This window comes from Saccharospirillum sp. HFRX-2, from assembly GCF_043196805.1.
Classification (GTDB): Bacteria; Pseudomonadota; Gammaproteobacteria; order Pseudomonadales; family Natronospirillaceae; genus Saccharospirillum.
Map to the genome: position 1 here is coordinate 274,033 of NZ_JBEBMU010000004.1, position 26,919 is coordinate 300,951.

General features: G+C 57.6%; 25 protein-coding genes. 1 reads left to right on the forward strand and 24 read right to left on the reverse strand.

Annotated elements, in window-relative coordinates; genetic code table 11:
• Positions 1–28 precede the first annotated feature (28 nt).
• The gene (gene fdxA, locus ABMA60_RS11395; protein WP_392803007.1) at positions 29–352 is read left to right on the forward strand and encodes a ferredoxin FdxA; all 324 of its coding nucleotides are present in this window, start codon (positions 29–31) and stop codon (positions 350–352) included.
• A 76-nt stretch (positions 353–428) separates the two neighbouring features.
• Here fdxA and rpoS read toward each other — a convergent pair whose 3' ends face one another.
• The 24 genes from rpoS to ABMA60_RS11515 form a co-directional block, all read right to left on the reverse strand.
• Complete coding sequence (rpoS, locus tag ABMA60_RS11400; protein ID WP_392803009.1) at positions 429–1,469, reverse strand: RNA polymerase sigma factor RpoS; 1,041 nt, start codon at positions 1,467–1,469, stop codon at positions 429–431.
• Between the two features lie 62 nt (positions 1,470–1,531).
• Complete coding sequence (locus ABMA60_RS11405; protein WP_392803012.1) at positions 1,532–2,320, reverse strand: peptidoglycan DD-metalloendopeptidase family protein; 789 nt, start codon at positions 2,318–2,320, stop codon at positions 1,532–1,534.
• Between the two features lie 202 nt (positions 2,321–2,522).
• The gene (locus ABMA60_RS11410; protein WP_392803014.1) at positions 2,523–3,389 is read right to left on the reverse strand and encodes a DUF368 domain-containing protein; all 867 of its coding nucleotides are present in this window, start codon (positions 3,387–3,389) and stop codon (positions 2,523–2,525) included.
• Complete coding sequence (locus ABMA60_RS11415; RefSeq protein ID WP_392803017.1) at positions 3,386–4,048, reverse strand: protein-L-isoaspartate(D-aspartate) O-methyltransferase; 663 nt, start codon at positions 4,046–4,048, stop codon at positions 3,386–3,388. Before ABMA60_RS11415 ends, ABMA60_RS11410 begins: the two co-directional genes overlap by 4 nt.
• Before the next feature lie 30 nt (positions 4,049–4,078).
• The gene (truD, locus tag ABMA60_RS11420; RefSeq protein ID WP_392803020.1) at positions 4,079–5,107 is read right to left on the reverse strand and encodes a tRNA pseudouridine(13) synthase TruD; all 1,029 of its coding nucleotides are present in this window, start codon (positions 5,105–5,107) and stop codon (positions 4,079–4,081) included.
• Positions 5,104–5,589: a 2-C-methyl-D-erythritol 2,4-cyclodiphosphate synthase gene (gene ispF, locus ABMA60_RS11425; RefSeq protein WP_392803022.1), complete on the reverse strand. Its 486-nt coding sequence runs from the start codon at positions 5,587–5,589 to the stop codon at positions 5,104–5,106. The genes truD and ispF overlap by 4 nt, the downstream gene beginning before the upstream one ends.
• On the reverse strand, positions 5,586–6,269 hold the full coding sequence (gene ispD, locus ABMA60_RS11430) for a 2-C-methyl-D-erythritol 4-phosphate cytidylyltransferase (RefSeq protein ID WP_392803025.1): 684 nt from the start codon (positions 6,267–6,269) through the stop codon (positions 5,586–5,588). Before ispD ends, ispF begins: the two co-directional genes overlap by 4 nt.
• A gap of 10 nt (positions 6,270–6,279) precedes the next feature.
• Positions 6,280–6,597 carry a cell division protein FtsB gene (gene ftsB / locus ABMA60_RS11435; protein ID WP_392803028.1) on the reverse strand — a complete coding sequence of 106 codons (318 nt, stop codon included), beginning with the start codon at positions 6,595–6,597 and terminating at the stop codon, positions 6,280–6,282.
• 106 nt (positions 6,598–6,703) lie between these two features.
• Positions 6,704–7,999, reverse strand: coding sequence for a phosphopyruvate hydratase (eno, locus tag ABMA60_RS11440; protein ID WP_392803031.1), 1,296 nt, complete (start codon positions 7,997–7,999; stop codon positions 6,704–6,706).
• A 137-nt stretch (positions 8,000–8,136) separates the two neighbouring features.
• A complete protein-coding gene (locus ABMA60_RS11445; RefSeq protein WP_392803034.1) occupies positions 8,137–9,759 on the reverse strand; it encodes a CTP synthase in 1,623 nt (540 codons plus the stop codon).
• Positions 9,760–9,920: 161 nt separating this feature from the next.
• Complete coding sequence (gene tilS / locus ABMA60_RS11450; protein ID WP_392803037.1) at positions 9,921–11,231, reverse strand: tRNA lysidine(34) synthetase TilS; 1,311 nt, start codon at positions 11,229–11,231, stop codon at positions 9,921–9,923.
• A gap of 3 nt (positions 11,232–11,234) precedes the next feature.
• The gene (locus tag ABMA60_RS11455) at positions 11,235–11,711 is read right to left on the reverse strand and encodes a GNAT family N-acetyltransferase (RefSeq protein ID WP_392803040.1); all 477 of its coding nucleotides are present in this window, start codon (positions 11,709–11,711) and stop codon (positions 11,235–11,237) included.
• 89 nt (positions 11,712–11,800) lie between these two features.
• A complete protein-coding gene (gene accA, locus ABMA60_RS11460; RefSeq protein ID WP_392803043.1) occupies positions 11,801–12,757 on the reverse strand; it encodes an acetyl-CoA carboxylase carboxyl transferase subunit alpha in 957 nt (318 codons plus the stop codon).
• Between the two features lie 237 nt (positions 12,758–12,994).
• The gene (dnaE, locus tag ABMA60_RS11465; protein ID WP_392803045.1) at positions 12,995–16,501 is read right to left on the reverse strand and encodes a DNA polymerase III subunit alpha; all 3,507 of its coding nucleotides are present in this window, start codon (positions 16,499–16,501) and stop codon (positions 12,995–12,997) included.
• Between the two features lie 41 nt (positions 16,502–16,542).
• A complete protein-coding gene (rnhB, locus tag ABMA60_RS11470) occupies positions 16,543–17,157 on the reverse strand; it encodes a ribonuclease HII (RefSeq protein WP_392803048.1) in 615 nt (204 codons plus the stop codon).
• Entirely contained in the window at positions 17,154–18,326 is a 1,173-nt protein-coding gene (gene lpxB, locus ABMA60_RS11475; protein ID WP_392803051.1) for a lipid-A-disaccharide synthase, read from the reverse strand. Before lpxB ends, rnhB begins: the two co-directional genes overlap by 4 nt.
• A complete protein-coding gene (gene lpxA, locus ABMA60_RS11480; protein ID WP_392803054.1) occupies positions 18,326–19,096 on the reverse strand; it encodes an acyl-ACP--UDP-N-acetylglucosamine O-acyltransferase in 771 nt (256 codons plus the stop codon). The genes lpxB and lpxA overlap by 1 nt, the downstream gene beginning before the upstream one ends.
• The gene (fabZ, locus tag ABMA60_RS11485; protein WP_392803057.1) at positions 19,093–19,551 is read right to left on the reverse strand and encodes a 3-hydroxyacyl-ACP dehydratase FabZ; all 459 of its coding nucleotides are present in this window, start codon (positions 19,549–19,551) and stop codon (positions 19,093–19,095) included. Before fabZ ends, lpxA begins: the two co-directional genes overlap by 4 nt.
• On the reverse strand, positions 19,548–20,600 hold the full coding sequence (gene lpxD / locus ABMA60_RS11490) for a UDP-3-O-(3-hydroxymyristoyl)glucosamine N-acyltransferase (RefSeq protein WP_392803060.1): 1,053 nt from the start codon (positions 20,598–20,600) through the stop codon (positions 19,548–19,550). The genes fabZ and lpxD overlap by 4 nt, the downstream gene beginning before the upstream one ends.
• Positions 20,600–21,154, reverse strand: coding sequence for an OmpH family outer membrane protein (locus ABMA60_RS11495; RefSeq protein ID WP_392803062.1), 555 nt, complete (start codon positions 21,152–21,154; stop codon positions 20,600–20,602). Before ABMA60_RS11495 ends, lpxD begins: the two co-directional genes overlap by 1 nt.
• Before the next feature lie 47 nt (positions 21,155–21,201).
• Positions 21,202–23,532: an outer membrane protein assembly factor BamA gene (bamA, locus tag ABMA60_RS11500; RefSeq protein WP_392803065.1), complete on the reverse strand. Its 2,331-nt coding sequence runs from the start codon at positions 23,530–23,532 to the stop codon at positions 21,202–21,204.
• Positions 23,533–23,569: 37 nt separating this feature from the next.
• Positions 23,570–24,922 (reverse strand): RIP metalloprotease RseP, encoded by a 1,353-nt coding sequence (rseP, locus tag ABMA60_RS11505; RefSeq protein ID WP_392803068.1) that lies wholly within the window; start codon positions 24,920–24,922, stop codon positions 23,570–23,572.
• Positions 24,919–26,097: a 1-deoxy-D-xylulose-5-phosphate reductoisomerase gene (gene ispC, locus ABMA60_RS11510; RefSeq protein WP_392803071.1), complete on the reverse strand. Its 1,179-nt coding sequence runs from the start codon at positions 26,095–26,097 to the stop codon at positions 24,919–24,921. The genes rseP and ispC overlap by 4 nt, the downstream gene beginning before the upstream one ends.
• A complete protein-coding gene (locus ABMA60_RS11515) occupies positions 26,094–26,918 on the reverse strand; it encodes a phosphatidate cytidylyltransferase (protein WP_392803074.1) in 825 nt (274 codons plus the stop codon). Before ABMA60_RS11515 ends, ispC begins: the two co-directional genes overlap by 4 nt.
• Position 26,919 lies beyond the last annotated feature (1 nt).

A 26,919-nucleotide genomic window follows, 5' to 3' on the forward strand; every position in this document is an offset into this window, starting at 1 on the left:
TACGAATTCGATTGGGGAGAGTCGTTGCATGGCCTTTGTTGTCATCGAGAACTGCATTAAGTGCAAGTACACCGATTGTGTTGAAGTCTGCCCGGTGGATTGCTTTTACGAAGGCCCGAACTTCCTGGTCATTCATCCGGACGAGTGCATCGACTGCGCGCTGTGTGAGCCCGAATGCCCGGCTGAAGCCATCGTTTCTGAAGACGAAGTGCCTGCCAATCAGATTGAGTTTATCGAGCTCAACGCCGAGCTGTCGGAAGTCTGGCCCAATATCAACGAACGCAAAGATCCATTGCCAGGTGCTGCTGAAGCCGACGGCCAGCCGGGCAAACTAGCAGCGCTGGAACGCTGAGAGCTTTTCCAGCCCAGAATTTGCAGATAAAAAAAGAGCGCCAGAGGCGCTCTTTTTTTATTGGCGAGTGGTTAAATCAGGCACCAAACAAGGCGGTAGCCGACAACCCTTGCTTTTCCATGATATCGCGCAGACGACGCAGCGCTTCAACCTGAATCTGGCGCACCCGTTCACGCGTCAGACCAATCTCACGACCGACTTCTTCCAGCGTGCTGGTTTCATAACCACGCAGACCAAAGCGTCGGGCCACGACTTCACGCTGTTTTTCAGACAACTCATCCAGCCAGCCATCGATGCTGGAACGCATGTTGTCTTCCTGCAGCGTCTCCGACGGATCGGCTGATTTTTCATCAGCGATGGTGTCGAGCAGGCTTTTTTCAGAACTCGGACCAATCGGCGTATCCACCGAGGTCACGCGTTCATTCAGCGCCAGCATGCGTTTCACATCTTCCACCGGACGCTCGAGCAGTTCGGCGATATCTTCTGCGGTCGGCTCGTGATCCAGCTTCTGAGTCAGTTCACGGGCCGCACGCAGATAAACATTCAATTCTTTAACGACATGAATCGGCAAACGGATGGTCCGCGTCTGATTCATGATGGCGCGCTCAATAGTCTGCCGAATCCACCAGGTAGCATAGGTGGAAAAACGGAAGCCGCGCTCTGGATCGAACTTCTCGACCGCCCGGATCAAGCCCAGGTTGCCTTCTTCGATCAGATCGAGCAGCGTCAGACCGCGGTTCAGATAGCGGCGCGCAATCTTGACCACCAAACGCAGGTTACTTTCAATCATGCGTTTGCGGCCGGCCGGCTCACCTTTACGAGCCAGGCGTGCGAAATAGACTTCCTCTTCCGGGCTTAACAGCGGAGAGAAGCCGATCTCATTCAGGTACATCTGGGTAGCGTCCAGCGAGCGCTGCAATCCAGCATTACTGCTTAGCGCATCACGGAATTCCGATTCCTCAGCATCGCTGTCGACGTCCTCGTCGAGTTGCCGGGCATCAGGGTCTTCTTTTAGAGAAGCCAGGTTTTCATCAAAGCTCGAAGAATCGAGCAGGTCCTGGTACTGCTTGAACTGGTCATCCGCCACAGCGGAATCGTGTTCCCTGAGTGCTGCCATAGTCATTCACCTGTGCGTCGTATGTCGGTTCTATCGACCGACCTAGGCCAGACTTAAACCAGCTACCTCCGTGGTAAATACTGCTCGGGGTTCACCGGTTTGCCTTCCCGCCTTATCTCGAAGTGCAGGCCAGGTTGATCTCCCTGCCTGCCCATCCGGGCAATCTCCTGCCCTTTGCGCACCTGATCTTGTTCAGAGACCAGCAGTTCCTGGTTGAAGGCGTAAGCACTCAACAAGGCGTTGCTGTGTTCGAGAATGATCAGGTTGCCATAGCCGGGTAGTCCATTGCCTGCGTAGACAACTGACCCCTCGGCGGCGGCTTTGACAGAATCTCCAAACTGCCCCCTGATATCAACGCCTTTTCGATCGGATACATTAGCATTAAATGTTCGCACTATAGTGCCGTCATGTGGCCAGACCCATTGAATATTGGGCGCTGCAGCGGATGCGGACGTGGATGCGTTGACGCCGGAATTTTGACTGTTATCGTTTGTAACCGAAGCAGATGAGCCACTACCTCCAGAGGCTGTACGGCTCGAATTGGTACTAGTACTGGCACTACCAGAGCCCCCAGACTCCCGCAATTCCAGCATTTGACCGGCGAAGATGGTATAGCTGGAATCAATGTCATTTGCGCGGGCAAGCTTGCGATAATCAAGCCCATAGCGGAATGCGATGGAAAACAGGGTATCGCCTGAACGCACCCGGTAGCGATCGGGACGATCGATGCTGGCGCTGGCAGAATTGGTATTGTTACGGCTTGTGAACGGCAAAGAATCGCCGTCAAGAGAACGGTAGGCCGAGTTGTTCACACAGGCGTTTAGCAGCAGTCCGAAACAGGCAACTGTCATAAATTTTGACGCCTTTCGACAGTTTCCACTCAAGTCGTTAATCTCCGCTTCTATCTCCGGTCGAGGCCCACCCAACACCGTTCATAACACCGTATTATTCTCAAAGCCAGCATACAAAACGTTTATTAGGAAAATTTAATCTAAGAACCTTTAGGGGCCAATCGAAATTTGTGCAGTCAATCCGCTTTTAAAATTGACAAATTCAGCGGCGACTCTTAAAGGTCAGTAAAACAACCCCGAGTGCACCGAGCAACGCCATCGCCAGGCAGCCACCCAGCCAAGCCGATTGGCCGGTCAATAACTGATAAGCCTGGGGAGTTAACCAATCGCCACCGGCCTGCCAGGGCCAGACTTTGATCAGGGCTCCGAGCACGAAGCCGAGCATAAAACCCAGCACCCGGTCATGCCATCGCGCCAGCAAGGCGTTCAACAGACGACTGAATGCCAGCAATCCGATCAGGCAACCCAGCGCCACCCAGGCAATGGTAACCAAATCAGCTTCACTGACGGCCTGCACAACCGCCGGATAAATACCCAGCAACAAGAGGATAAAGCTGCCCGATATACCCGGCAGCAGCATGGCCGATATCGCCAAGGCGCCCCCCACCACCAGCCAGAAGGGCGTTGGCGTCAACTCTAATGAGGTCGACAGCGCAATCCCAACGGCAATAGAAGTCCCTAGCGCCATCAACAAAGCATCGATGGGTTGCCAGCGATGACGGCGCATCAGCACCAGCAGGGATGCCAGTATCAACCCCGCGAAAAACGCCCAGACCAACTGTGGCGCCTGCTCCAGCAAGGTGTGCATCAGGCTGAGCGTGGTAAAGAGACTGAGCAGAATCCCCAGCCCCAGGCTGAGCAGAAAGTTACCATCCAGACGCTGCCAGGCGCCGGCCCAGTCACCGCTCAGCGCCTGGCGAGCGGTATCGATTCGCAAGGCCGCCAGCGCAGCGATCAACCGCTCGTAGATGCCGGTAATCAATGCCATGGTGCCGCCAGACACCCCCGGTACCGCATCGGCAATGCCCATCACGGCACCTTTGGCGAACCACTGCAATTGCTGTTTCATAGCTCTCTCTGTACGCCGTTTAACATCGGTACGAAACGCACCGGCTCGATCTGATGGGTGTGAATATCGTCGCCTTCGCGTTCGATCACCGTCAGATATTGAACATCACTGCCCAGTGGCAGAATCAGCCGGCCGCCATCGGGAACCAGTTGGTTGATTAACTCCTGCGGCGGTGTTTCCGGAGCGGCCGTGCCGATGATGACATCGAAGGGGCCCTGGTCGGGCCAACCCAGAAAGCCGTCGTCCAATTTCAGCCGGGCGTTATAGATTTTCAGCTGCCGCAGTCGCTGACGGGCTTTTTGCTGCAAGGGCGCAATACGTTCGACCGAGAAGACTTCCTCGACCACCTGACACAGCACCGCCGTCTGAAAGCCCGAACCGGTTCCGATTTCCAACACCCGCTCATGATGACGCGCCGACAACACCAGTTCGGTCATGCGCGCCACTATATAGGGTTGCGACAGGGTTTGAGCGTAACCAATTGGCACGGCGGTATCTTCGTAGGCCTTATGACCGAGGGCTTCATCGACAAAGATATGGCGCGGCACCTGGTTAAAGCACTCCAGCACTTTAGGGTCACGAATGCCTTTCTCGAACAGCCGTTCGATCAGTCGCCGTCGGGTCCGCTCCGACGTCATGCCAATGCCTCTGAGGTTCATGGTCAGCGCACTCCTGCGCCAAAGGTGTTGCTAGTCGCGTTCATCGTCTGCATTCCAAGTCGCCACTTCGCGTAAGGCGGTGGTGGCGTAACTGCCCGCTGGCAGGAAAAAAGTAAAAATAGGATCGCCGTCCTGCCAGCTCAGAACACCGCGCTCGGCGTATACACGCAGCTTGCGCAAACCGCGTTCTATATCGCGTTTAATCAGACCATCGAGCCAAAAGGATTCATCAGCCAGCGCCTGAGTTTCGCGTTCGTCCAACGGCCCCAAGGACTCTTTAACCCGGCCGGGCATACTGGCCGTGGGTGATAACTGGCCCTGCTTCACCCGTTCAAGATCATGCTCTTCAGCCTGCAAACAGACAAAACCGCCCTGGCCTTCGCGAAACTGCAGATAGTCCCCAGGCAGCCACTGATTCCAAGTGCCATCGGCGACGCGGCGCGCCAGTAATTCATTGAATAAATAAGACCGCACCGCAGACAGATGGATGCCACGCAGTTCGCGCCTGGGTGGCTTACCACCGGAAAACCAGTCGCGTGCGCGCTCAAGGTTGGCCCCACCCTCACCAAAACGTTGCGGGCCGAAATAGTTAGGAAAGCCCTGCTCGACCAGCAGCTGCCAGCGCTCGGCAACGGCCTCGGCATCGCCGCTGAAATCGCGCAGGCGAACGCGAAATTCGTTACCCACCAACTGACCGGTCTTGAGTTTTCGATGATGACGCTGCTTCTCGATGATGCGCACGCCATCGATCAACAGCGGTTGATTGGGATCGGCCTGACCGGGCAAATGCAACGAAAAAGTCTGGGTAGTCACCGCGTGGCGATCTTTAAGGCCAGCGTAACTGACCGCTCTGGGAGGCAGGTCAGCCCAGCGCGCCAGTTGCCGCGCCAGCCAAGCGGTATTCTGGCCGGTCTTTTCGATGGTCAGCCACAGATGCTCACCGTCACCAGACGGTGTTTCCGGCAATACTTCGGTTACCTGAAAATCGACAGGCTGCGCTTTCAGCCGGCCTTGCCCCAAGGGTTCACCCCAGGCGCGCGGCCACAACGGCAAACTCATGAAGCGGGCTCCAGTAGACAGATGGCCTCGGCGGCGACGCCTTCTTTGCGACCGACAAAACCGAGTTTCTCGGTGGTGGTCGCTTTGACGTTAATTCGCTCCAGATCGACATTCAGCACCTGAGCAATGCTGGCGCGGATGGCGCTCTTGTAATCGCCGACCCGTGGCGTCTGGGCAATTAAGGTGACATCGAGGTTGACCAGTTGCCAGCCGCGTTGCCTGACAGCGTTATCGACTTCTTTCAGCAGCGCACGGCTGTCAGCGCCGGCCCAGGTTGGATCGGTATCGGGGAAATGCTCACCGATGTCGCCCAGGCCGGCGGCACCGAGTAATGCATCGCAGATGGCGTGCAACAGAACATCGCCATCAGAATGCGCCAGCAAGGCATGCGGCGCCGGCACATCAATGCCACCAAGGCGAATATGGGTGGCTGCGGATTGCTCATCAAAGCGATGAACGTCCACGCCCTGTCCGACTCTCATGACAAGCGCCCTTGTTGTCGTAAATAGAATTCGACCAGCGCCAGATCTTCGGCGCGGGTCAGTTTGATGTTATCCGCCGAGCCTTCGACCAGATCGACCGGCGCACCCAGTCGTTCCAGCGCTGAGGCTTCGTCGGTAATGGTAGCGCCTGCAGCAAGAGCCGCTTTTAAAGCATCGCGCAGCGCAATGACCGGAAAACACTGGGGCGTCATTGCCGCCCAGAGTTGGCGACGATCCAGACTGGTCACCTGATCGCCCTGCTGGCGCTTAATGGTGTCAGTCAGCGGCTTGGCCAAAAGAGCGCCATGGCCGGTGCGTTGGCAATGTTGCCAGAGCCGCTTGATATCCGTAGCGCTGACGCAGGGTCGGGCAATATCGTGCACCATCACCCAATCGTCTGGGCCGGCATCCAAGGCATTCAATCCTGCTAAAACAGAATCGGCACGTTCCGCGCCACCCACGACGCGTTCCAGCGTGGCATCTTGATCGGTCAAGCGCTGACCGATGACATCATCCTCACGCAGCACAAGCAGGCGCCGGCCATCAATATCAATGGACTGCCACAGATCCAGTGTCCATTCGGCCAGGGTCTTTCCGGCGATCTGACAGTACTGTTTGGGAGTTGGCTGGCCGAAACGCTGACCGATACCAGCGGCTGGCAACAACAAATGGAGCGTCATAGGCGAGGCGTCACCGATCGGCCTCTTCGGCAGGAATGACATAAAAGGTTTCACCGGGTTTGAGCAAACCCAGATTGTTGCGCGCTAATTCTTCCACCGCATCGAGACCCGATTTCAGGTCGTCAACACGGGCTTCGAGCACTTCGTTGCGGCTTTGCTGGCGATCAATTTCCGCCTGGCGCGTGGCAATCTCGGTATCGAGCCGACTCACTTCCGGCCAGGAGTTTTCCCCCAGCCAAAGGCGGTATTGCAACACCACCAACAAGAACAACAATCCCAGTTGCAGCCAACGCATGGCGATCAATCCACTGTCCAAAACTGCGGCCATTCTGACCGAAAACGTCCCAGGGTGCCACGCTCCAGCGCTGACCACCTTGGGCCGAAACAACAGCGGGGGCACCAGGCCCCCGCTTAAGGTTGTTCAGTCAGAGGGTTCAGCCCTGACCTTTGATTTCCTTCAGACCGTTGTAAACCGCCTTGTCGCCCAGCGCTTCTTCGATGCGCAACAATTGGTTGTACTTGGCAACGCGGTCGGAACGGCACAGCGAGCCGGTTTTGATCTGGCCGGCAGCGGTACCCACCGCCAAATCGGCGATGGTAGCGTCTTCGGTTTCACCGGAGCGGTGTGAAATCACCGCGGTGTAACCGGCATCTTTCGCCATCTTGATCGCCGCCAGCGTTTCGGTCAGCGAACCGATCTGGTTGAACTTGATCAGGATAGAGTTGGCGATGCCTTTGTCGATGCCTTCTTTGAGGATCTTGGTGTTGGTGACGAACAGGTCGTCGCCCACCAGCTGGATTTTGTTGCCCAGCTTCTGAGTCATGTAGGCAAAGCCGTCCCAATCGCTTTCGTCCAGACCGTCTTCGATGGAGACGATGGGGTACTGTTCGGTCAACTCGGCCAGGTAGTCGGTGAAACCGTTGGAGTCGAAGATCTTGCCTTCGCCTTTGAGGTTGTACTGACCGTTGTCGTGGAATTCAGAGGCGGCGCAGTCCATCGCCAAGGTGATGTCAGTGCCCAGCTTGTAGCCAGCGGCAGCCACGGCTTCTTCAATCACCGCCAAGGCAGCGGCATTGCTTTCCAGATTCGGTGCAAAACCACCTTCGTCACCGACAGCGGTGTTCAGGCCTTTGGCATTCAGTACTTTTTTCAGGGCATGGAAGATTTCCGCACCGATGCGCAGCGCTTCTTTAAAAGACTTGGCGCCAACCGGCTGAATCATAAATTCCTGAATGTCGACGTTGTTGTCGGCATGCTCGCCACCGTTGAGGATGTTCATCATCGGGACCGGCAGGCTGTATTGGCCGGAGGTGCCGTTCAGATCGGCAATGTGTTCGTACAGCGCAACGCCTTTGTCCATCGCTGCAGCTTTGGCGGCCGCCAGTGATACCGCCAGAATGGCGTTGGCGCCGAAATTGGATTTGTTCTCGGTACCGTCCAGATCGATCATGGTTTTATCCAGACCCGTCTGATCCAGCGCATCGAAACCCAGCAGGGCATCGCGGATCGGACCATTGACCGCCGCAACGGCTTTCAATACGCCTTTGCCCAGATAGCGGCTTTTATCGCCATCGCGCAGTTCCAAGGCTTCGCGCGAACCGGTGGAAGCGCCGGACGGCGCACAGGCGCGACCGATCAGGCCGGATTCCAGAATAACGTCGGCTTCGACGGTGGGGTTGCCACGGGAATCGAGCACTTCCCGTCCTTTGATATCAACGATCTTAGCCATCTGTGACTCTCCTGAGCGTAACAGAGCCGTGATGCGGCTCGGTTCCAAGAAGGGGCGCAGTGCGCCCTGAAATGTAATTTTGTTACAAAATGCGACGGCCGGATTATAGGCGGTTGGCCGTCGAATGCTACCCCTGATCAGCCACGATGGGCTCTGACCGCGCCAATGAAACCACTGAACAAACCATGGCCATCACGCGGTGTTGAGGTAAATTCCGGGTGGAATTGGCAGGCCACGAACCAAGGGTGATCGGGGATTTCGACGATCTCGACCAGAGCGCCATCGACCGACCGACCGGCGATGCGCAAACCGGCTTTTTGTAAGTCTTCTACATAATGGTTATTCACTTCATAACGATGGCGGTGACGCTCGATGATGCGGTCTTTGCCATAGCACTGACGGGAAATGGAGTCTTCCATCAACTGACATTCCTGGCCGCCCAGGCGCATGGTGCCACCCAGATCTGAAGTTTCGCCGCGCTCGACCTTCTTGCCGTCGGCTTCAATCCATTCGGTGACCAGACCGACCACCGGGTGCCGCGACTGACGATCAAACTCAGTCGAATGCGCGCCTTCAAAACCGGCGACATGACGGGCGTACTCAATCACCGCCACCTGCATACCCAGACAAATGCCCAGGTAGGGAATCTTGTTCTCGCGGGCGTAGCGCGCCGCAGCAATCTTGCCTTCAACACCGCGATAACCGAAACCACCGGGCACCAGGATGCCCTGCACATCGGCCAGCACATCGGTGCCGTCTTTCTCGATGTCTTCGGAGTCGATATAGCGGATTTTGACCTTAGTGCGCGAACGGATGCCGGCGTGATCGATGGCTTCGATCAGCGATTTATAGGCATCGAGCAGCTCCATATATTTGCCGACCATGGCGATGGTGACTTCACCATCCGGGTTCAGCTTGCGATCGGTGACATCTTCCCAATCGCTCAAATCCGGCTCATCGCATTCGAGCGCAAATTTTTCCACGACGATGTTATCGAGGCCGGACTTATGCAGCATGCCGGGAATGCGGTAGATAGAATCGGCATCGGGCAAGGAAATAACGGCGCGTTCTTCAACGTTGGTGAACAAGGCGATCTTGCGCAGCTCAGCCTTGCCAACCGGCTGCTCGGAACGACATACCAGAATGTCCGGTTGCAGGCCGATGGTGCGCAGTTCTTTCACTGAGTGTTGCGTCGGCTTGGTTTTGACTTCGCCAGCGGTGGCAATGAAAGGCACCAATGTCAGGTGCATCGACAGCGCGCGACGGCTGCCCAGTTCCACTTTGAGCTGACGTACGGCTTCGAGAAACGGCAAAGATTCAATATCACCGACGGTACCGCCGACTTCGACCAAAGCGACATCGGCGTCGCCAGCACCTTCAATCACCCGACGTTTGATTTCGTCAGTAATGTGCGGAATCACCTGAACAGTGCCACCCAGATAGTCACCGCGACGCTCTTTGCGCAGTACATCCTGGTAGATACGGCCAGTGGTGAAATTATTGCGGCGGGTCATGGTGGTGCGCACGAAGCGCTCGTAATGGCCCAGATCCAAGTCGGTTTCAGCGCCGTCTTCAGTGACGAAGACTTCGCCGTGCTGGAAGGGGCTCATGGTGCCGGGGTCGACGTTGATGTAGGGATCGAGCTTGAGCAGCGTCACCTTCAGCCCTCTGGCCTCCAGGATGGCGGCCAGAGAAGCCGATGCAATGCCCTTACCTAAGGAAGACACCACACCGCCGGTGACAAAAATATAACGCGTCATAGAAGAGATCCCATCTGAAAACAGCCCAATGCCAGGCCCAAACGTACCCCAACGCAAACAAACGCCAGACGACCAAAACGCGGGTCAATTAGGCGCGACAACGAAGGTTTGAATGGGCAACTCAAGATGGGAGGCCAGACTAACAAAAAGCCCCTCGGCGCTCAATTAGAAAGTGACGGCTGCCAGTTTATTTGCCACCCCGGCTCACCCTCTGCGGCGAGAAAACCCTGTTCGACCGCCAAACCAGCCAGCGCCACCAGTTGGTCGCCGGCATAGAGCAAGGGCAAGCGATCACGCAGCCAAGGCGCCAGTCGGTATTCCTGCAACAGGCGCTTTAGATCGCGGCGTTGATGGCGACCGGCTGGCCAGAACAGTTCGCCGCCCTCACGCAGCGTCCAGTGCAACGGCTGGTCCGTCAGACGCAAGCGGTTCGGACCCTGAAGGGTCATTTTGACGGTCAACTGTCCCACCCCCGACCAATGCTGTACGCCTTCGGAAAACACCGGTGCTGGCTGTGGTTCGATCGGGTCTGGCACCCAATACAGCGCTGTTTTAAAGCGACGCACCGAGCCGCCACCAAAATCAACCTGCGGCTGGGCGTCGACGCGGGCGCGCACCACTTCATCGAGCAAGCGCTGCAAGACGCTGGCCGATGGCAGCGGCGCCGACTGCCGGACCAGCCAGCGATGCAGCAACGCCAGAATATCGGCATCGGACCAATCATCGAGCGCCACCGCTTTGAAGGCACCATCGGCCGCCAGACGATGTTCCAACTCGGCATCCAGATCGCGCTGTAACTGGCTGGCGGCCTGTTGCAGATGTGTGATGGACCGATTCACCGTCTGGCGATAACCCGGCCAGCGCTCGGCCAGCAGTGGCATCACCCGCTGCCGCAGATAATTGCGATCGAAATTGATTTCGACATTGCTGGGATCGTCGATCCAACGCAGTTGGTGTTGTGCAGCGTACGCCTCCAGCTGCGCGCGCGGCCGCGCCAACCAGGGTCGCAATAATTGATAATCGGCCTGGTCGCGCTGCGCCGCCATAGCACCGAGGCCGTTCAAGCCACTGCCGCGCAGCAAGCGTAGCAAGAAGGTTTCCAGTTGATCGTCCAGATGATGCGCCAGCCACAGTGTGCCGCCACCGGCCAGCGCGCTATCGAAATGACGATAGCGTTCGCTGCGCGCCGCAGCTTCCAGACCCTGGCCGGTATTGGTTACCTCGGCCCGGGCGATGGTCAGGGCCACACCCAACTGTTGGCATTGAGCGGTGCAATGCTCAACCCACTGATCCGCCTGGGCGCTTAAACCGTGATGAACGTGTATCGCCTGTACATTTTCAGCGCCCAGACGCGCGCAGAGCGCATGCAGCAACGCCGTCGAGTCAAGTCCACCGCTGTAGGCCACCCAGTGCGGAGCGGCGGCGGTAGCGATGCAGGCATCGAGATCGGCATAGAGTTCGAACTCGGGCATGGTTCAGCGGGCGAGGCCCAAAGGCCAGTAATAACGCAGTTTTTCGCGGTCACCCCGACGCCAGAGTTCGGACCAGCGTGGCACCTTAACGCGCTCGACCAATCGCGCACCCAGTCGTTCGCAGGTGCGGATGGACGCCTGGTTATCGGGGTTGCAGGTGATCCACAGAGCGGTCATATCGTGATCCAGCGCCACCGGCGCCAACAGACGGCAGGCCTCAAAGGCATAACCATGACCACGAAAGGGCGCATCGATGCCATAACCAACATGGCCGGCATAGGTGACCAGGGCCGGGCTCTGGCCAATGCGCAGATCAATCTGACCCACTAAGGTGCCATCCAGCAAAACGATATCAAACAAATAGGCAGGCACACCTTCCAGCGCCCGATCACCTTCGAGGTGTCGGTTCAGCAACAGCGCCAGCTCATCACCCACGATGGGATCATAGTGGCGAAATGGAAAGGCGTGGGCAGCGGTCATGGGACTCCCGAAATAAAAATGCCCTGTGCCGGAGTAAGCCGGACACAGGGCATTAGCATAGCGTCAAAAGACCGCTGAATTCGAGCGCTTTACTGCTCGATGGCGCCAAAACTCATCAGGCGTTCATAGCGCGACTCGAGCAACTGATCCAGGGGGCGGCCAGTCAGATCATCCAACTGAGTCAGCAACTGATTTTTCAGCGATTCAGCCATTGTCGTCGGATTGCGATGGGCACCACCAAGGGGTTCCTTAACCACGGTGTCAACTAAACCCAGCTCATTCAAGCGCGGCGCGGTGATACCCATGGCTTCGGCGGCATCGGAAGCACGCTCTGCGGTCTTCCACAGAATAGAGGCGCAACCTTCCGGTGAAATCACCGAATAAGTGCTGTATTGCAGCATGTTCAGGTGATCACACACACCAATCGCCAGAGCGCCACCGGAACCACCTTCGCCGATAACGGTGGCGATAATCGGTGTCCGCAGCGATGACATCTTCAACAGGTTGTAGGCGATGGCCTCACTCTGACCGCGCTCTTCAGCGCCGATGCCCGGATAAGCCCCCGGTGTATCGATAAAGGTCAGCACCGGCATGCCGAAACGTTCAGCCATCTGCATCAGACGCAGCGCCTTACGATAGCCTTCCGGCTTGGGCATACCGAAGTTGCGGCGCACCTTCTCTTTGACGTCACGGCCTTTCTGATGGCCGATCACCATCACCGGACGATTCTCCAAACGCGCCACACCGCCAACGATGGCTGCGTCATCGGCGTAGTGCCGATCACCGTGCAGCTCTTCGAAGTCGGTAAAGACCGCATTCAGATAATCGAGGGTATAAGGACGCTTGGGATGGCGCGCCAGCTGCGAAACCTGCCAGGAACTCAGGTTGGAAAAAATCTGTTCGGTCAGCTTGACCGACTGGGCATTGAGCTTGTCAATTTCCGCTGAAATGTTGAGATCGTTGCGGTTACCCACCAAACGCAGCTCTTCGATTTTAGCGATGAGATCCGCTATGGGTTGCTCAAATTCCAAATAATCTGGATTCATACCGGTTCCTTATGAGCCGATGTCGAATTAATCATGGCGGCACAGCCTAAAAGGCCGCCTTTCATTGAGCAATAGCATCAATACTTATTGAGCTTTGAGCAAATGGAAATAATGGGCGCGCTTTGCGTGCCCGCTGGACGCTTAACGGGAGACGGAAGACGGAAGACGCCGTGTTAGTTTTTTTGCGTCCTGCGTCTCCCGTCTCCTGGCGCGAAGCGCCCAAAGCGTCTCCCGTCACTAATCCTGATACCTGAACTGATAAGCATCGTTGCGGAAGGTCTGGCGCAGCTGATGCAAGGTCTCGTCCTCCAGCGGTATGCGGTGCGTCTCGCCCAGTCGCACCTGGCCTGAAGCCGCACCCGACTGGTAATTGACCCAAACCGGCGTGCCCTGCCCCTCGTCCAGGTCGGCGCGCACCAGATTTTTCAGTCGCGCCAGGAAGTCGGCTGTTTCCGCTTCGGTGACGGTAAATTCGATACCGCGAATCAATTCCTGACGCGCCTGGGACAGACTGTACAGCTTCTGCGCCCTCACTCTCGCCCGTTCAGCGTAGTCGTCCCAGCCGACTTCCGCCTCCACGATTATGACTTCATCGGCCTGCAACAGGTCGCGATAACGCTGATAATCCTCGCCAAAAAGCGTCATCTCGACCCGGCCGGTGCGATCGTCCAGCGTCACAATCGCCATGGTATCGCCGCGCTGCGTCTGACGGGTGCGCACCCCGAGCACCAACCCGGCCAGGGTTTTGGTGCTTTTACGCATACGGCGTAATTCATCGGGTGAGACGTTCAGCTCACCCAGACGCATGGACGCGATGCGATCCACCTCGGCTTCGTATTCGTCAATGGGATGACCGGTCAGGTACAAGCCTAGAGTATCTTTCTCGCCCGCCAGACGCTGCTTGATGGAATGCTGCAGCACATCTTTATAGGGCTCGTAAGGATCGCCCTGCACTTCCGCCTGGATTTCGCCGAACATATCGACCATACCCGCCGCTTCATTGCTGGCTGCTTGCTCGGCGGTGCGCACGGCGTCTTCCATGGCTTCGAGCATGATGGCGCGATGCGGCGCCAGCTTGTCCAGAGCACCCGCCTTGATCAGCGCTTCGATGCAGCGTTTGTTGACCTTGCGGCTGTCGACGCGCTGGCAGAAATCGAACAAGTCAGTAAAAGGACCCTCGGCGCGCGCGGCGACAATGGCTTCAACCGGACCTTCGCCAACGCCCTTGATGGCGCCCAGGCCGTAGATAATCTGGTCGTCGTCATTGACGGTGAACATATAGGCGCCGGCGTTGACGTCTGGCGGCAACACATCGATGCCCAGCTGGCGGCAGTCTTCGATAAAGATCACCACCTTGTCGGTGTTGTCCAATTCCGATGACATCGTCGCCGCCATAAAGGCCGCCGGGTAATGCGCCTTCAGCCACAGCGTCTGGTAAGACACCAAGGCATAAGCGGCGGAGTGCGATTTGTTGAAACCGTAGCCGGCGAACTTTTCCACCAGATCGAAAATTTTCGTCGCCAGGTCGGCATCGACGCCTTTGTCAGCCGCGCCCTTGGCGAAAATTTCGCGCTGTTTGGCCATCTCTTCGGGTTTTTTCTTACCCATGGCACGACGCAGCAAGTCAGCGCCGCCGAGGGTATAGCCGGCCAGCACCTGGGCGATCTGCATCACCTGTTCCTGATACAGAATGATGCCGTAGGTCGGCGCCAGGATTTCCTTCAACCACTGATGCTGGTACTGCGGATCCGGGTAGGAAACTTCCTCGCGGCCGTGCTTACGGTTGATAAAGTTATCCACCATGCCCGACTGCAACGGACCGGGGCGGAACAAAGCCACCAGGGCGATCATGTCGTCCAGACAGTCCGGTTGCAGGCGGCGGATCAGGTCTTTCATGCCGCGCGATTCAAGCTGGAAGACGGCGGTGGTCTTGGCCTGCTTGAGCAGATCGAAGGATTCTTCATCGGCCAGTGGAATGCTGTTAATGTCGATCGGCGCTTTGCCTTCGGCCTCAAGACGCGGATTGATGATTTTCAGCGCCCAATCGATGATGGTGAGCGTACGCAAACCCAGAAAGTCGAACTTGACCAGGCCGGCTTCTTCGACGTCGTTCTTGTCGTATTGGGTCACCAAACCCGTGCCGTCCGGCTCACACAGCAGCGGTGAAAAGTCGGTCAGCTTGGTCGGGGCGATCACCACACCACCGGCGTGCTTACCGGTCTGGCGGGTGATGCCTTCGAGCTTGAGCGCCATCTCCCAGATTTCGCCGGCTTCTTCGTCATCGGCGATAAATTCTTTCAGTTCGGCCACTTCATCGATCGCTTTTTGCAGCGTCATGCCCGGGTCGGCGGGAATCATCTTGGAAATGCGGTCGGCCAGGCCATAAGCCTTGCCCTGCACCCGGGCGACGTCGCGCACCACCGCTTTGGCGGCCATGGTGCCGAAGGTGACGATCTGCGATACCGCCTGACGGCCGTAACGGTCGGCCACGTACTGAATCACCCGGTCGCGTTTTTCCATGCAGAAGTCGACGTCGAAGTCGGGCATGGACACCCGTTCCGGGTTGAGGAAACGTTCGAACAGCAGGTCGTATTCAATCGGGTCCAGATCGGTAATATCGAGCGAATAGGCGACCAGCGAGCCCGCGCCCGAACCCCGACCCGGACCTACGGGAATGTCGTGTTCTTTGGCCCAGCGGATAAAGTCCATCACGATCAGGAAGTAGCCGGGGAAGCCCATCTGAATGATGATGTCGAGTTCAAATTCCAGCCGATCGGTGTATTCCTTCTTACGCGCATCGCGGTCGGCGGTGCCGTCGGGGAGGATGGTTTTCAGGCGGTTTTCCAGGCCGTCGAAGCTGAGCTGACGGAAGTACTCATCCATCGTCAGACCGTCGGGAATCGGGTATTCCGGCAGGAAGTATTCACCCAGTTTGACCGTGGTCGAGCAACGCTCGGCGATGCGCACTGAGTTGTCGATGGCTTCCGGGATGTCCTTAAACAACGCAGCCATCTCGGCAGCGCTTTTCAGATACTGCTGATCGGAATAACGGCGCTGCCGTTTCGGATCGTCCAATACCACGCCATCGTTGATGCTGACGCGCGCTTCGTGGGCGTCGAAATCGTCCTCGGTCAGGAACATCACATCGTTGGTCGCCACCACCGGAATGCCCAGCTCACGCGCCACCAGCAGGCTGCCCTGGACCAGGGTTTCATCCTGGTCGCGGCCGGTGCGTTGCAATTCCATGTAGTAGCGATCGCCAAAGGCCTGCAGCCAGCGACCGGCCAACTCACGCGCATAATCGGCTTTGCCACGGCTGAGGGCGTCGCCCACATCGCCATGACGGGCGCCGCTGAGCAGCACCAGACCGGCGTTCTTTTCCAGCAACCAGTCGATCTTGACCTGAGCCATATCGTGCAGCTGGTTTTGTTGATAACCCGCCGAAATCAGCTCGGTCAGGTTACGGTAGCCTTCAGGATTGACCGACAGCACCGTCATCAAAAACGGCGCCTGCTCATCGGCCGGGTTTTCTATCCACAGATCGGCACCGAGGATGGGTTTAACACCGGAACCCAAAGCCGCGCCGTAAAACTTCACCAGGCCGAAAAAGTTGCTGATGTCGGTCATCGCCACCGCGCCCATACCGGCGCTTGCGGTCGCCTTGACCAGTTCTTTGGGACGGATCAGTCCATCGATCAGCGAATAGTCGGTGTGTACTCGAAGGTGGACAAATTGCGGAGCCACGTTGCTCTCCAATGGTTAGATGGTGTCAATGATGAGCGGTGTTAAGTGTTGCTGCTGCGTGCCAGGGCCCGCTGTACCGGCGCATAGCTGCGCCGGTGTTGATCGATTGCGCCGTGTTCAGCCAGTGCCGCCAGATGCTCGGCGGTCGGATAGCCTTTATGACGGGCAAAGCCATACTGAGGAAAGCGCCGGTCCAGTTCAACCAGTTCCTGATCACGCTGCACCTTAGCCAGAATCGAGGCTGCACCGATGGCCTCAACCTTGCCATCGCCGCCAACAATGGCTTCCGCCGGACAGGGCAACCCGGTGGGCAGACGGTTGCCATCGATCTGACAAAATTCAGGTACCACGGCCAGACCCGCCACCGCACGGCGCATTGCCAACAGGCTGGCTTGCAGAATGTTTAACTGGTCGATTTCCGCCACACTGGCGCGGGCGACACACCAGGCCAAAGCTTGAGCCTTAATCTGTTCGGCCAGGGCTTGGCGTCGCCTGGCGGTTAATTTTTTCGAATCGGCCAGGCCGATGATGGGTTGCTCAGGGTCGAGAATAACGGCGGCGGCAACAACATCGCCTGCCAGCGGACCACGGCCGACCTCATCGACACCGGCGACGCGCAGCATGCCGGCTTCGAAAGCAAAGCCGCCCTGCGTCATTGCGCAGCCGCCGCACCAGCCACCGCCAGTACCGCTTCGGCAGCCCGTTCATCGGCATTGCGCGCCAATTGACGATGCAAAAAGGTGGCGCGCTGTTCGAATTGGGCGCGGTATTCGGCGTTATCGAGAATCTCGATCAGATCCTCACAGAGCCGCTCAACAGTAGCGTCGTATTGCAATCGCTCCGGCACCCAATCGGCCTGCGCCAGCACGTTGGGCAGGGACGCCCAGCGACTGGTCGCCAGGGCTTGGACGATACGGTGGGTGATCACATTCAGCCGGTAAGCCACCACCATCGGCCGTTTCAGCAGCATGGCTTCCAAGGCCGCGGTGCCGGATGCCAGCAGCACGCCATCGGCAGCGGCCATCACGGTATCGGACTGACCGTCAATCAAATCGATATGCAGGCCATTGCCATGACTCAACACCGCCTTTTCAATCTGTTCGCGGCGATGCTCGTTGGCTGCGGGAATCAGCACCCGAACGGGACCGGTGCGATGTTGTAATTCGGTCGCCGCCTGTAAAAACAGTGGCGCCAGACGACTGACTTCGGAACCGCGACTGCCCGGCAACACCGCCAGACAACGTTCGCCTTCGGGAATGCCCAGGGTCTGACGAGCCGCTTTTTGGTCAGGCTCCAGCGGCAGACTGTCCGCCAGGGTATGACCAACAAAGGTCACTGGAACGTCATGCTCGCGGTAAAAATCAGCTTCAAAGGGGAACAGCGTCAGCATGTGATCGACTGAGGCACGGATTTTCTTCACCCGACCCTGGCGCCAGGCCCAGACTGAGGGCGACACATAATGAACGGCGCGAATGCCGGCTTCACGCAGTTGTCGCTCCAGACCAAGGTTAAAATCGGGCGCGTCGATACCGACGAAGACATCCGGTTTCCAGTGCAGACACCAGTCCCGATAGCGGGCGCGGATGCGAAACAGTTCGCGCAACCGGCCCAGCACTTCAGTCAGACCCATAACCGACAAACGTTCCATCGGCACACGGCTGTCCAGCCCTTCGGCGATCATACGGGGACCGCCGATACCGGCAAATTCAATATTGGGATGCTGTTTGCGCAGCGCTTTCATCAGGCCTGCGCCGAGAATATCACCGCTGGCCTCACCGGCCAGCAACGCAACACGCAGCTTGGGCGGCTTGTTCGCAGTGGCCATCAACGCAAAATGCCTCGGGTCGCCGTCGCTATGCTGTCGATAAAAGGTTGGATTTCCGGATGCTCGGCCGCCTGAGGTTCAAGCACCATCAAGGCATCTTTGACCGTCCGGCCTTCGCGATACACCGTCTTATAAGCACGGCGCAGGGCACTGATCGCCGACGCACTGAAACCGCGGCGGCGCAGGCCCTCCAGATTCATACCGTGAGGCGCAGCAGGATTACCCTGTACCATCAAATAGGCGGGAACGTCTTTGACCAGAGTGGTGCCGGCGCCCAGGAAGGCGTGCGCGCCAATATGACAAAACTGATGAATACCACAGTTACCACCCAGGATGGCGTGATCACCCACATGCACATGACCGGCCAACTGAGTGCCGTTAGCGACGATGACGTGATCGCCCATAATGACGTCGTGCGCCACATGGCTGTAGGCCATTAACAAACAGTTGCTGCCGACCCGGGTTTCACCCTGATCCTGAACAGTGCCGCGATGCAACGTCACGCCTTCACGAATGGTGTTGTTGTCACCGACGATCAGCTTAGTCGGCTCACCTTGGTATTTCAGGTCCTGACAGGCTTCACCGACACTGGCGAACTGAAAAATGCGGTTGCCACGGCCGATTACCGTCGGTCCCTGGACCACCACATGCGGGCCAATCCAGGTGTCCGCACCGATTTCAACATCGGCGCCAATAACCGAATAAGGACCGACCTCGACGCCCTCACCCAGGCGCGCCGATGGATCAATGATGGCAGTAGGATGAATCACGAGCTTTGCTTCCGTTCTGCACAGACAATGTCGGCGGTGGCGGCCAACTGGCCATCGACTTCAGCGCGACACTCAAAGCGGAAGATGCCGCGTCGCTGGGAGACCAGTTTAGAATGCAGCTCAAGCCGATCGCCCGGTACCACCTGACGTTTAAACTTGACGTTATCCAGGCCGGCAAACAAATACAAATAGCCATCGGCCGGACGATTACCACTGGTCGCAAAGCCCAATATCGCCGACAACTGCGCCAGTGCTTCGCAAATCATCACCCCAGGGAAAATGGCCTGACCGGGAAAGTGACCGTTAAATACTTCCTCATTACCCGAAACATTCTTATAGCCCTGGGCGCTCTCGCCCGCGACCAGGTCCGTCACCCGATCAACCAGCAGGAAGGGATAGCGGTGCGGCAGGTAGGTTTTAATGGCCTCATGATCCAGGGGTAACGACAGCGTCATTCGGAGTCCTCTTCATCGGCGGCCGATGCCGCCTGTTGTTCCAATTTTTTCAAGCGTTGTTCAAGTTTATCGAGCTTCTGCAAACGCACCACTGTCCGCCGCCATTCGGTATTGGGCTGCAGCGGCCAACCAGAAGAATAGACGCCCGGTTCGGTCGGTGCTTTGGTCACCATCGACTGACCGGTAAAGTGGGTTCCCGGCAGTACTTTGATATGACCATTGACGCCGGTCTGACCACCGATGGTACAGCCCGCGCCGACCTCGGTGCTGCCAGCCACACCCGACTGACTGACCATGGCCACGCCCTGACCCAGATGGACGTTATGACCAATCTGCACCAGATTATCGATGATCACATCGTCATCAATGCGGGTGTCATCAATAGCGCCACGGTCTACGGTGCAGTTGGAACCGATGTCGACACGATCACCAATGACCACGCTGCCAAGCTGAGCAATACGCTCCCAGCCTGGTGCCGCCGGGGCAAAACCAAACCCATCGCCACCGAGCACCGTGCCGGAATGGATGCGGCAATCAGCGCCCAGGGTCACGCCATAATGCACGGTCACCCGGGGCATTAAACGCGTCCGTTGACCGATGACCACGCCCGCGCCGAGATAACAGCCGGCGCCAATCACCGCGCCGTCCGCGATCCGGCAACCGGCTTCAACGACAGCCTGAGCGCCAATACTGACGCCCGCGCCCAATTGCACATCGTCCGCCACAACCGCGCTGGGATGAACGCCGTCAAACGCCGCCGGTTCCTGGGAAAATTCGCGCGACGCCCGGGCATAAGCACGATAAGGATCGTCAACGATCAATACCGCAGCGCTGGCCGGCGCATCAGCCTGCACCGATGCTGACAGCAGAATCGCCGTGGCACCACAGGTCGACAACTGACGCCGATATTTGGCTGAGGACAAGAAGGTCAAATGCCCCTGGCCGGCTTTATCGAGTGGCGCCGGGCCCGACAGCGGCTGATCCCAAAGCGCCTCATCGCCGCTCAGCTGGGCACCCAGCAGTTGCGCCAGTGACCGCGCACTGTGCATCAGTTTGCGCCACCTTGTTCGGCCACCAGACTGTTAAACTCGTCCAGCACCGCTTCGGTGATGTCCAGCGAATTACGATGGTAAATCACTGCACCTTTATCCAGGATCAGGTCGTATTGATCGCCAACCACGCTTTCGACCGCCTGAGCCAGCACAGGCTGATACTGACGAATAAAAGCACTGCGACGCTCGTTCTGAACCTGTTGCAGCTGGCGCACCAGTTGCTCACGTTCACGCAGCCGGTTTTGCAGGTCTGACTGCAAACGCGAACGCTCGTCATCCGTCATCACTTCGGCATCGGTGCGGGCCTGACTCTGCAACTGTCGGATCGACTGTTCCAGGGTCTGCACCTGCTGTTCTTCATCGGCAAATTCCTGCTTCAACGCAGCACTGGCCTGTTGCGCCACCTGACTGTTGAACAGCACGTATTCCTGATCCAGCAGGGCAATTTCAGCGGCCAGCGCCGGTGCTCCAACCAGCGACAGCGCACAGAATGCAGCCAGGACGAGCCGGCGGGTACTCGGATACAGCGCCTTGATTCGATTCAATTTCACATCGACTCCCGTTTTTTCCGGTGAATGTTTTTCGCTCTAAAGTCCGCTCAGTATGCCAGACCAATGGTAAAGGCAAAGTTCCGTTCCTGATCGCCATCCTGAGCGTTCAACGGCCAGGCATAACTAAAGCTCAACGGCGCCAGCGGCGTAATCCAGGTCAAATCGAAACCGGCCGCGTAACGCATCTCGCTCAGATCAACGCCTTCCGTACAACTGGTATTGTCGAGGCGGCAGTGATCGGTGAAGACATTGCCGCCGTCGATAAATAATGACGCCCGGAAGGTCGACTGATCTTCCACCAAAGGCATAGGGATCAACAGCTCAGCGCCGTACTCGACCTGGATGTTACCGCCAATCGGATCGGCATCATCACCCAGGGTTTGCGGAGTTCCCAAAGGCCCCAGTGAATTGGGTTGATAACCGCGAATGGACCGTACACCACCTGAATAGAAATTCTTGTAGAAAGGCAGCTGGCTGGACTCACCGTAACCACCGCCGTAACCCAGGTCGGTATGCAGGCGGAAGCTGTACTGGTCGTTAATTGGGAAGTACTGCTCCGCAGCCGCCGTCAAACGATAGTAGGTCAAATCACCCAAGGGCGTGGCCACTTCACTGGCCAGCGTCATTTGTCGGCCCCGGGTCGCTTTAAACGTACCGTTCAGGCTGTTGTAAACCCAGGACAGTCGAGCATCGACGATGTCGTAAGTGCCCGGATTGTTGTCTTTAAAGTCGGTCAGTTCCCGCGGCGCGGCATCGCTGACAAAGAGTTCATCCTGACTGTAGCCCAGAGCGTAATTAACGCGCTGGTTTTCAGCGATCGGATAACCCAGCGTCAAACGGCCACCGAAGGTATTGGTTGCATAGGTATCAAAGGTGGCGTTGCTGAAGTCGGTACGGCGATAGAACAAATTGATACCACGGCTGACGCCATTAACCGTGAAGTACGGATCTTCAAATGACAGGTTATACAGCTGCTGACTTTCGTTCACCGTCACCGACGCCGAAAAATCGTAGCCTTTGCCCTGAAAGTTTTTCTGGTCAATGCGCGCTTCGGCAAAAATACCGCTGGCATCGGAAAAACCGATCGAACCGGTAATTTGCGAATTGGTGGTCTCTTCCACCTCGACGATTAAATCAACCAGATCATCGCGGCCACTGACCCGCCGGGTATTAATATTGACCGAGCTGAAGTAACCCAGTCGTTCCAACCGTGAGCGTGATTGCCGGATATTGCGATTGATCACCAGACCGCGTTCCAACTGACGTAATTCACGGCGAATCACTTCATCATTGGTCGCCGTATTGCCGCGTATTTCGATACGGTTCACGTACACCGGCTGCCCTGGATTCACCTGCAGATTAACCGCGACGGTCAACGCATCGCGGTCCGGTTCCAGTTGCGGTCGCACCTCGGCAAAGGCATAGCCGCGCTCGCCCAGCGTATCGGTAATGGCGCTGTTGATATTCGCCACAGTCAGGCGCGAATAGGTATCGCCCGGCTCGGCCGTCACCAAGGCTTGCAGTTCATCGTCCAGGCCAACCAGATCACCGGTCAGCTCCATGCTCGACAAGGTATAGCGTTCGCCTTCGTGGACGTTATAAACCAGGGTGATGGCGGATTTATTATCGGCGATGGAAACCTGAGTGGATTCCAGCCGGAAGTCGAGATAACCGCGATCGAGGTAATAGTTTTCCAGACGCGATTCATCGCCGGTCAGCTGTGCCTGACCAAAGCGATTACGGCGGGCAATAAACTGGAATGGATAGCGCGTCGAACTGGTTTCGCGCATCTGTAAGGCATCGAGCAATTCGGCATCGGTGAAGACGCTGTTACCGGTGATTTCAATATGATCGACCTTGGCCACCGGCCCTTCGCTGATATCCAGCTCAATATCGACGCGGTTCAGCGACAACGGTGTTACCACCAGATCGACACTGGCGTTGTAGCGGCCTTGCAAGCTGTACTGGCGCTCCAGTTCCAGTTCGATGCCCTCGAGCAACGACTGGCTGTAAATTTCGCCTTCATCCAGCCCGACATTTTCCATGACGCGTTCCAGCGCGTCGGTCGGAATGGTTTTGTTGCCGGAAAACTCAACACTGTGAATGGCGGGACGCTCGGTCAGATCGAAGATCAGTTCATCGCCTTCACGCGACACCCGGGCATCGTTGAAATAACCGGTATCGTTGATGGCTCGCAGCCAATCGGCGGCGTTATCAGTGTCGACCCGGTCGCCTTCCTGTATGGGTAAGGCCTGCAGTACCGAACCCAGGGAGACCCGTTGCAAACCATTGATGGTGATGGCAGATAACTCAAAAGGAGCGGCAACAGCGCCGACACTCAACAGCATGGTGGTCAGTGCTACCCCGACTGATCTCATAACAACTCTCAAACGATTACCCCTAGTGCCATCACATTCAGCCCAAACGGCCGAGATCATTAACAAACGCCAGCATCATCAGTCCCAACACCAGCAACAAACCCAGCTGCGAACCAATCATTTGTACGCGTTCGGACAAAGGCCGACCGCGTAACCATTCAATGCTGTAAAAAAGAATATGGCCGCCATCGAGCACCGGGATCGGCAGCAGATTCACCACGCCCAAACTGATGCTGATAAAGGCCAGAAAACGCACGAAACTTTCCAGGCCACCCTGAACCGAATCGCCCGCCATTTGCGCCATGGAAATCGGTCCACCAATCTGCTGCACCGAAACCAGGCCGCTGAGCATTTTACCCAACATTGCAAAGCTCAGGTGCACCATTTCCCAGGTGTCCTGCAAGCCGAGCCAGACGCCGGTCCAGGGTGCCACCCGAAACGTCAGCAGACGATCTTCGGGCCATTCAACCGGCGCCGCTGCGGTACCGATAAAGCCTTGAGTCTGGCCGTTGACCTCGCGCTCGTTGGGCGTCAGCGTCAAGTGCAGCGGCTGACCGTCGCGGATCAGTTCCACGCTCAGATCGAGCCCGCCATTGGGCTGGATCACTGCCACCCAGTCCAGCCAATTTTCGATGACTTGACCATCCACCGCGACGATGCGATCGCCGCTTTGCAGACCGGCAGCAGCACCGGCGCCATCGGCGAAGACCTCACCGATAATCGCCGGTGTTTCAGGTCGATCCGGATAGAGTCCCAAATTCCCCAAAGGGTTGGGTTCGGATTCCGACGCCAGCCAACGCTCCACCGGAATGGAACGCGAAGTCATGACACCATCGGCCTGCTCAACCTGAAAATCCAGAGCGCCGCTGTCGCCAACCCGACGCGCCAACGCCAGGCTGATGCCACGCCAGGAATCGACACTCTGAGTATCGATGGCGGTAATGCGATCACCCTCAACAAAACCGGCCGCAGCCGCCGGCGAATTCGGCGCCGGCGCTTCGACGTAAGAGGCCAGTTCGCGCACTCCCAGGCTGTACAACAACGCAAAGGCGACAATGGCGAACAAAAAATTCGCCGCCGGTCCAGCTGACGCCACGGCAATACGCTGCAGCGGCGTTTTGCTGTTAAACGCCTGATCACGTTGCGCCGGATCGACCGGTGCCTCACGCTCGTCGAGCATTTTCACGTAGCCGCCCAGCGGTATCCAGGCGATGGCAAATTCGGTGCCGTGGCGATCGTACCAACGCAGCAACGGCCGACCAAAACCGATGGAAAAACGCAGCACCTTAATGCCGTTGCGACGCGCCACCCAGAAGTGGCCGTATTCATGCACCGTCACCAGAATGCCCAGCGCCAGCAGAATGCCCAGCACAGAGTTCAACAAGGTCATACGCCCATCTCCTTGATCACCATGGCGGCAACTTGCCGTGCCTGGCGATCAACATCCAGCAATTGCTCGACCGAGCTCACCGCCGTGCTGCCCAGCCGATCCATGGTTTGCTCATTAATGCGGGCCAGGTCAGTAAAGCGCAAACGCTCATCGAGAAACGCCGCCACGCTGATTTCGTTGGCCGCATTCAACACGGCTGGCAAGGTGCCACCAGCCGCTATGGCTTCTTCGGCCAGACGCAGACAGGGAAAGCGTTGGCGATCGGGCTGATCGAAGGTCAGCTTCAAGCTGGGGTCGAACGCCAACGGCTCACTGCCACTGGCAATGCGCTCGGGATAGCCCAGACCAAAGGCGATTGGCGTGCGCATATCCGGTGTACCCAGTTGCGCAATGACCGAACCATCCAGATAGCGCACCATCGAATGGATAATGCTTTCCGGGTGAATCACTACCTCGACATCGGCAGGCGTCAGACCGAACAGCCAACAGGCTTCGATCAACTCCAGACCTTTGTTCATCAGCGAAGCGGAATCGACCGAAATCTTGGCGCCCATCGACCAGTTGGGATGCGCCACTGCCTGCGCTGGCGACATCTGCGCCAGCCGGTTCGCCGGGGTATTCAGGAAAGGACCACCCGAGGCCGTCAACAAGACAGAGGACACGCCCTGGCGGCGATGCTCGGACGGCAGGCATTGAAAAATCGCGTTGTGTTCACTGTCGATCGGCAGCAGTTGCGCGCCCGATTCCGCCACGGAACGCATCAGCAAATCGCCCGCCACGACCAGACTTTCCTTGTTAGCCAGCAGCAAACGCTTACCCGCACGAGCCGCCGCTAACGAAGACATCAGACCGGCAGAACCGACGATGGCCGCCATCACCACATCGACTTCAGGCGACGCAGCCACTTCGGCCAAGGCCGCTTCGCCGACCAGAACTTCGGTAGTGACTGAGCCGATCAAATCCAGCAACTGACGACGCGCCGCTTCGTCTGGCACCACCACCCAGCGCGGCTTAAACGCTCGGGTTTGCTGCGCCAAGCGGTCAATATTGCGATGCCCGCTGATCGCCACCAGCTGAAAACGATCCGGATGACGCCCAATCACATCCAGCGTATTGACGCCCACCGAACCGGTGGCGCCTAACACACAAACACGTTGCGGGCGCGTCGGGCTCATACCGAAATCACCACCAGCAAGAGACAGAACAGCGGGGTTGCCGCACACAGACTGTCGATGCGATCGAGCACACCGCCGTGACCGGGCAGCAATTGCGAAGAATCTTTAATACCGCGGTAACGCTTGAGCAAACTTTCCAGCAGATCGCCCAACACCGAGATGGCCACCAGCAAGGCACTGACCAGTACCAAAGCCGCCCACTGCATGGCATTCAATGGCGGTAGAAAGTTCAGCGCCACCACCACCGATACCAGAATTGACGTCGCCATACCGCCATAGACGCCGGCCCAGGTTTTACCCGGACTGACGTTCGGTGCCAGTTTGCGGTTACCAAAAGCACGACCGGCAAAGTACGCGCCGACGTCCGCACCCCAAACCAAGAGCATCAGCCAGGTCAGTACCAGCGCGGCGTCGGGGCGGCCTTTCAAGACATTAAGGCCCAGCCAGAACGGCACCAACACCGGTACGCCCATCAACAGACGAACCCAGCGGCGACGGATAACGGTCTGACTGCCGGGATAAGTCAGCACCAACAACAGCGCCAGCAACCACCAGATCACAGCGGCAACCATCAGCGCCTGCCAACTGATCTGAGCGCTCAGCCGCCACCAGTCAACCGCCAGCAAAATGGCGGCGCCGGCAATGGCCACGGTCAGGCGAGTGGTGGTACGGCTGTAACCCGCCAGATTGGCCCACTCCCAGGCAGCCAAGACGACGATGAGTCCGATGAACAGGGAAAAGTAATCAGCCGGCAGCAAATAAATGCCAGCCAGCATCAGCGGGGCCAGTACCAGAGAGGTAATCAGGCGTTGTATAAACATA

Coding starts and splice junctions, on each gene's coding strand:
- fdxA (WP_392803007.1), top strand. CDS start 29: ATGGCCTTTGTTGTCATCGAGAACTGCATTAAGTGCAAGTACACCGAT.
- rpoS (WP_392803009.1), bottom strand. CDS start 1,469: ATGGCAGCACTCAGGGAACACGATTCCGCTGTGGCGGATGACCAGTTC.
- ABMA60_RS11405 (WP_392803012.1), bottom strand. CDS start 2,320: ATGACAGTTGCCTGTTTCGGACTGCTGCTAAACGCCTGTGTGAACAAC.
- ABMA60_RS11410 (WP_392803014.1), bottom strand. CDS start 3,389: ATGAAACAGCAATTGCAGTGGTTCGCCAAAGGTGCCGTGATGGGCATT.
- ABMA60_RS11415 (WP_392803017.1), bottom strand. CDS start 4,048: ATGAACCTCAGAGGCATTGGCATGACGTCGGAGCGGACCCGACGGCGA.
- truD (WP_392803020.1), bottom strand. CDS start 5,107: ATGAGTTTGCCGTTGTGGCCGCGCGCCTGGGGTGAACCCTTGGGGCAA.
- ispF (WP_392803022.1), bottom strand. CDS start 5,589: ATGAGAGTCGGACAGGGCGTGGACGTTCATCGCTTTGATGAGCAATCC.
- ispD (WP_392803025.1), bottom strand. CDS start 6,269: ATGACGCTCCATTTGTTGTTGCCAGCCGCTGGTATCGGTCAGCGTTTC.
- ftsB (WP_392803028.1), bottom strand. CDS start 6,597: ATGGCCGCAGTTTTGGACAGTGGATTGATCGCCATGCGTTGGCTGCAA.
- eno (WP_392803031.1), bottom strand. CDS start 7,999: ATGGCTAAGATCGTTGATATCAAAGGACGGGAAGTGCTCGATTCCCGT.
- ABMA60_RS11445 (WP_392803034.1), bottom strand. CDS start 9,759: ATGACGCGTTATATTTTTGTCACCGGCGGTGTGGTGTCTTCCTTAGGT.
- tilS (WP_392803037.1), bottom strand. CDS start 11,231: ATGCCCGAGTTCGAACTCTATGCCGATCTCGATGCCTGCATCGCTACC.
- ABMA60_RS11455 (WP_392803040.1), bottom strand. CDS start 11,711: ATGACCGCTGCCCACGCCTTTCCATTTCGCCACTATGATCCCATCGTG.
- accA (WP_392803043.1), bottom strand. CDS start 12,757: ATGAATCCAGATTATTTGGAATTTGAGCAACCCATAGCGGATCTCATC.
- rnhB (WP_392803048.1), bottom strand. CDS start 17,157: ATGACGCAGGGCGGCTTTGCTTTCGAAGCCGGCATGCTGCGCGTCGCC.
- lpxB (WP_392803051.1), bottom strand. CDS start 18,326: ATGGCCACTGCGAACAAGCCGCCCAAGCTGCGTGTTGCGTTGCTGGCC.
- fabZ (WP_392803057.1), bottom strand. CDS start 19,551: ATGACGCTGTCGTTACCCCTGGATCATGAGGCCATTAAAACCTACCTG.
- lpxD (WP_392803060.1), bottom strand. CDS start 20,600: ATGCACAGTGCGCGGTCACTGGCGCAACTGCTGGGTGCCCAGCTGAGC.
- bamA (WP_392803065.1), bottom strand. CDS start 23,532: ATGAGATCAGTCGGGGTAGCACTGACCACCATGCTGTTGAGTGTCGGC.
- rseP (WP_392803068.1), bottom strand. CDS start 24,922: ATGACCTTGTTGAACTCTGTGCTGGGCATTCTGCTGGCGCTGGGCATT.
- ispC (WP_392803071.1), bottom strand. CDS start 26,097: ATGAGCCCGACGCGCCCGCAACGTGTTTGTGTGTTAGGCGCCACCGGT.
- ABMA60_RS11515 (WP_392803074.1), bottom strand. CDS start 26,918: ATGTTTATACAACGCCTGATTACCTCTCTGGTACTGGCCCCGCTGATG.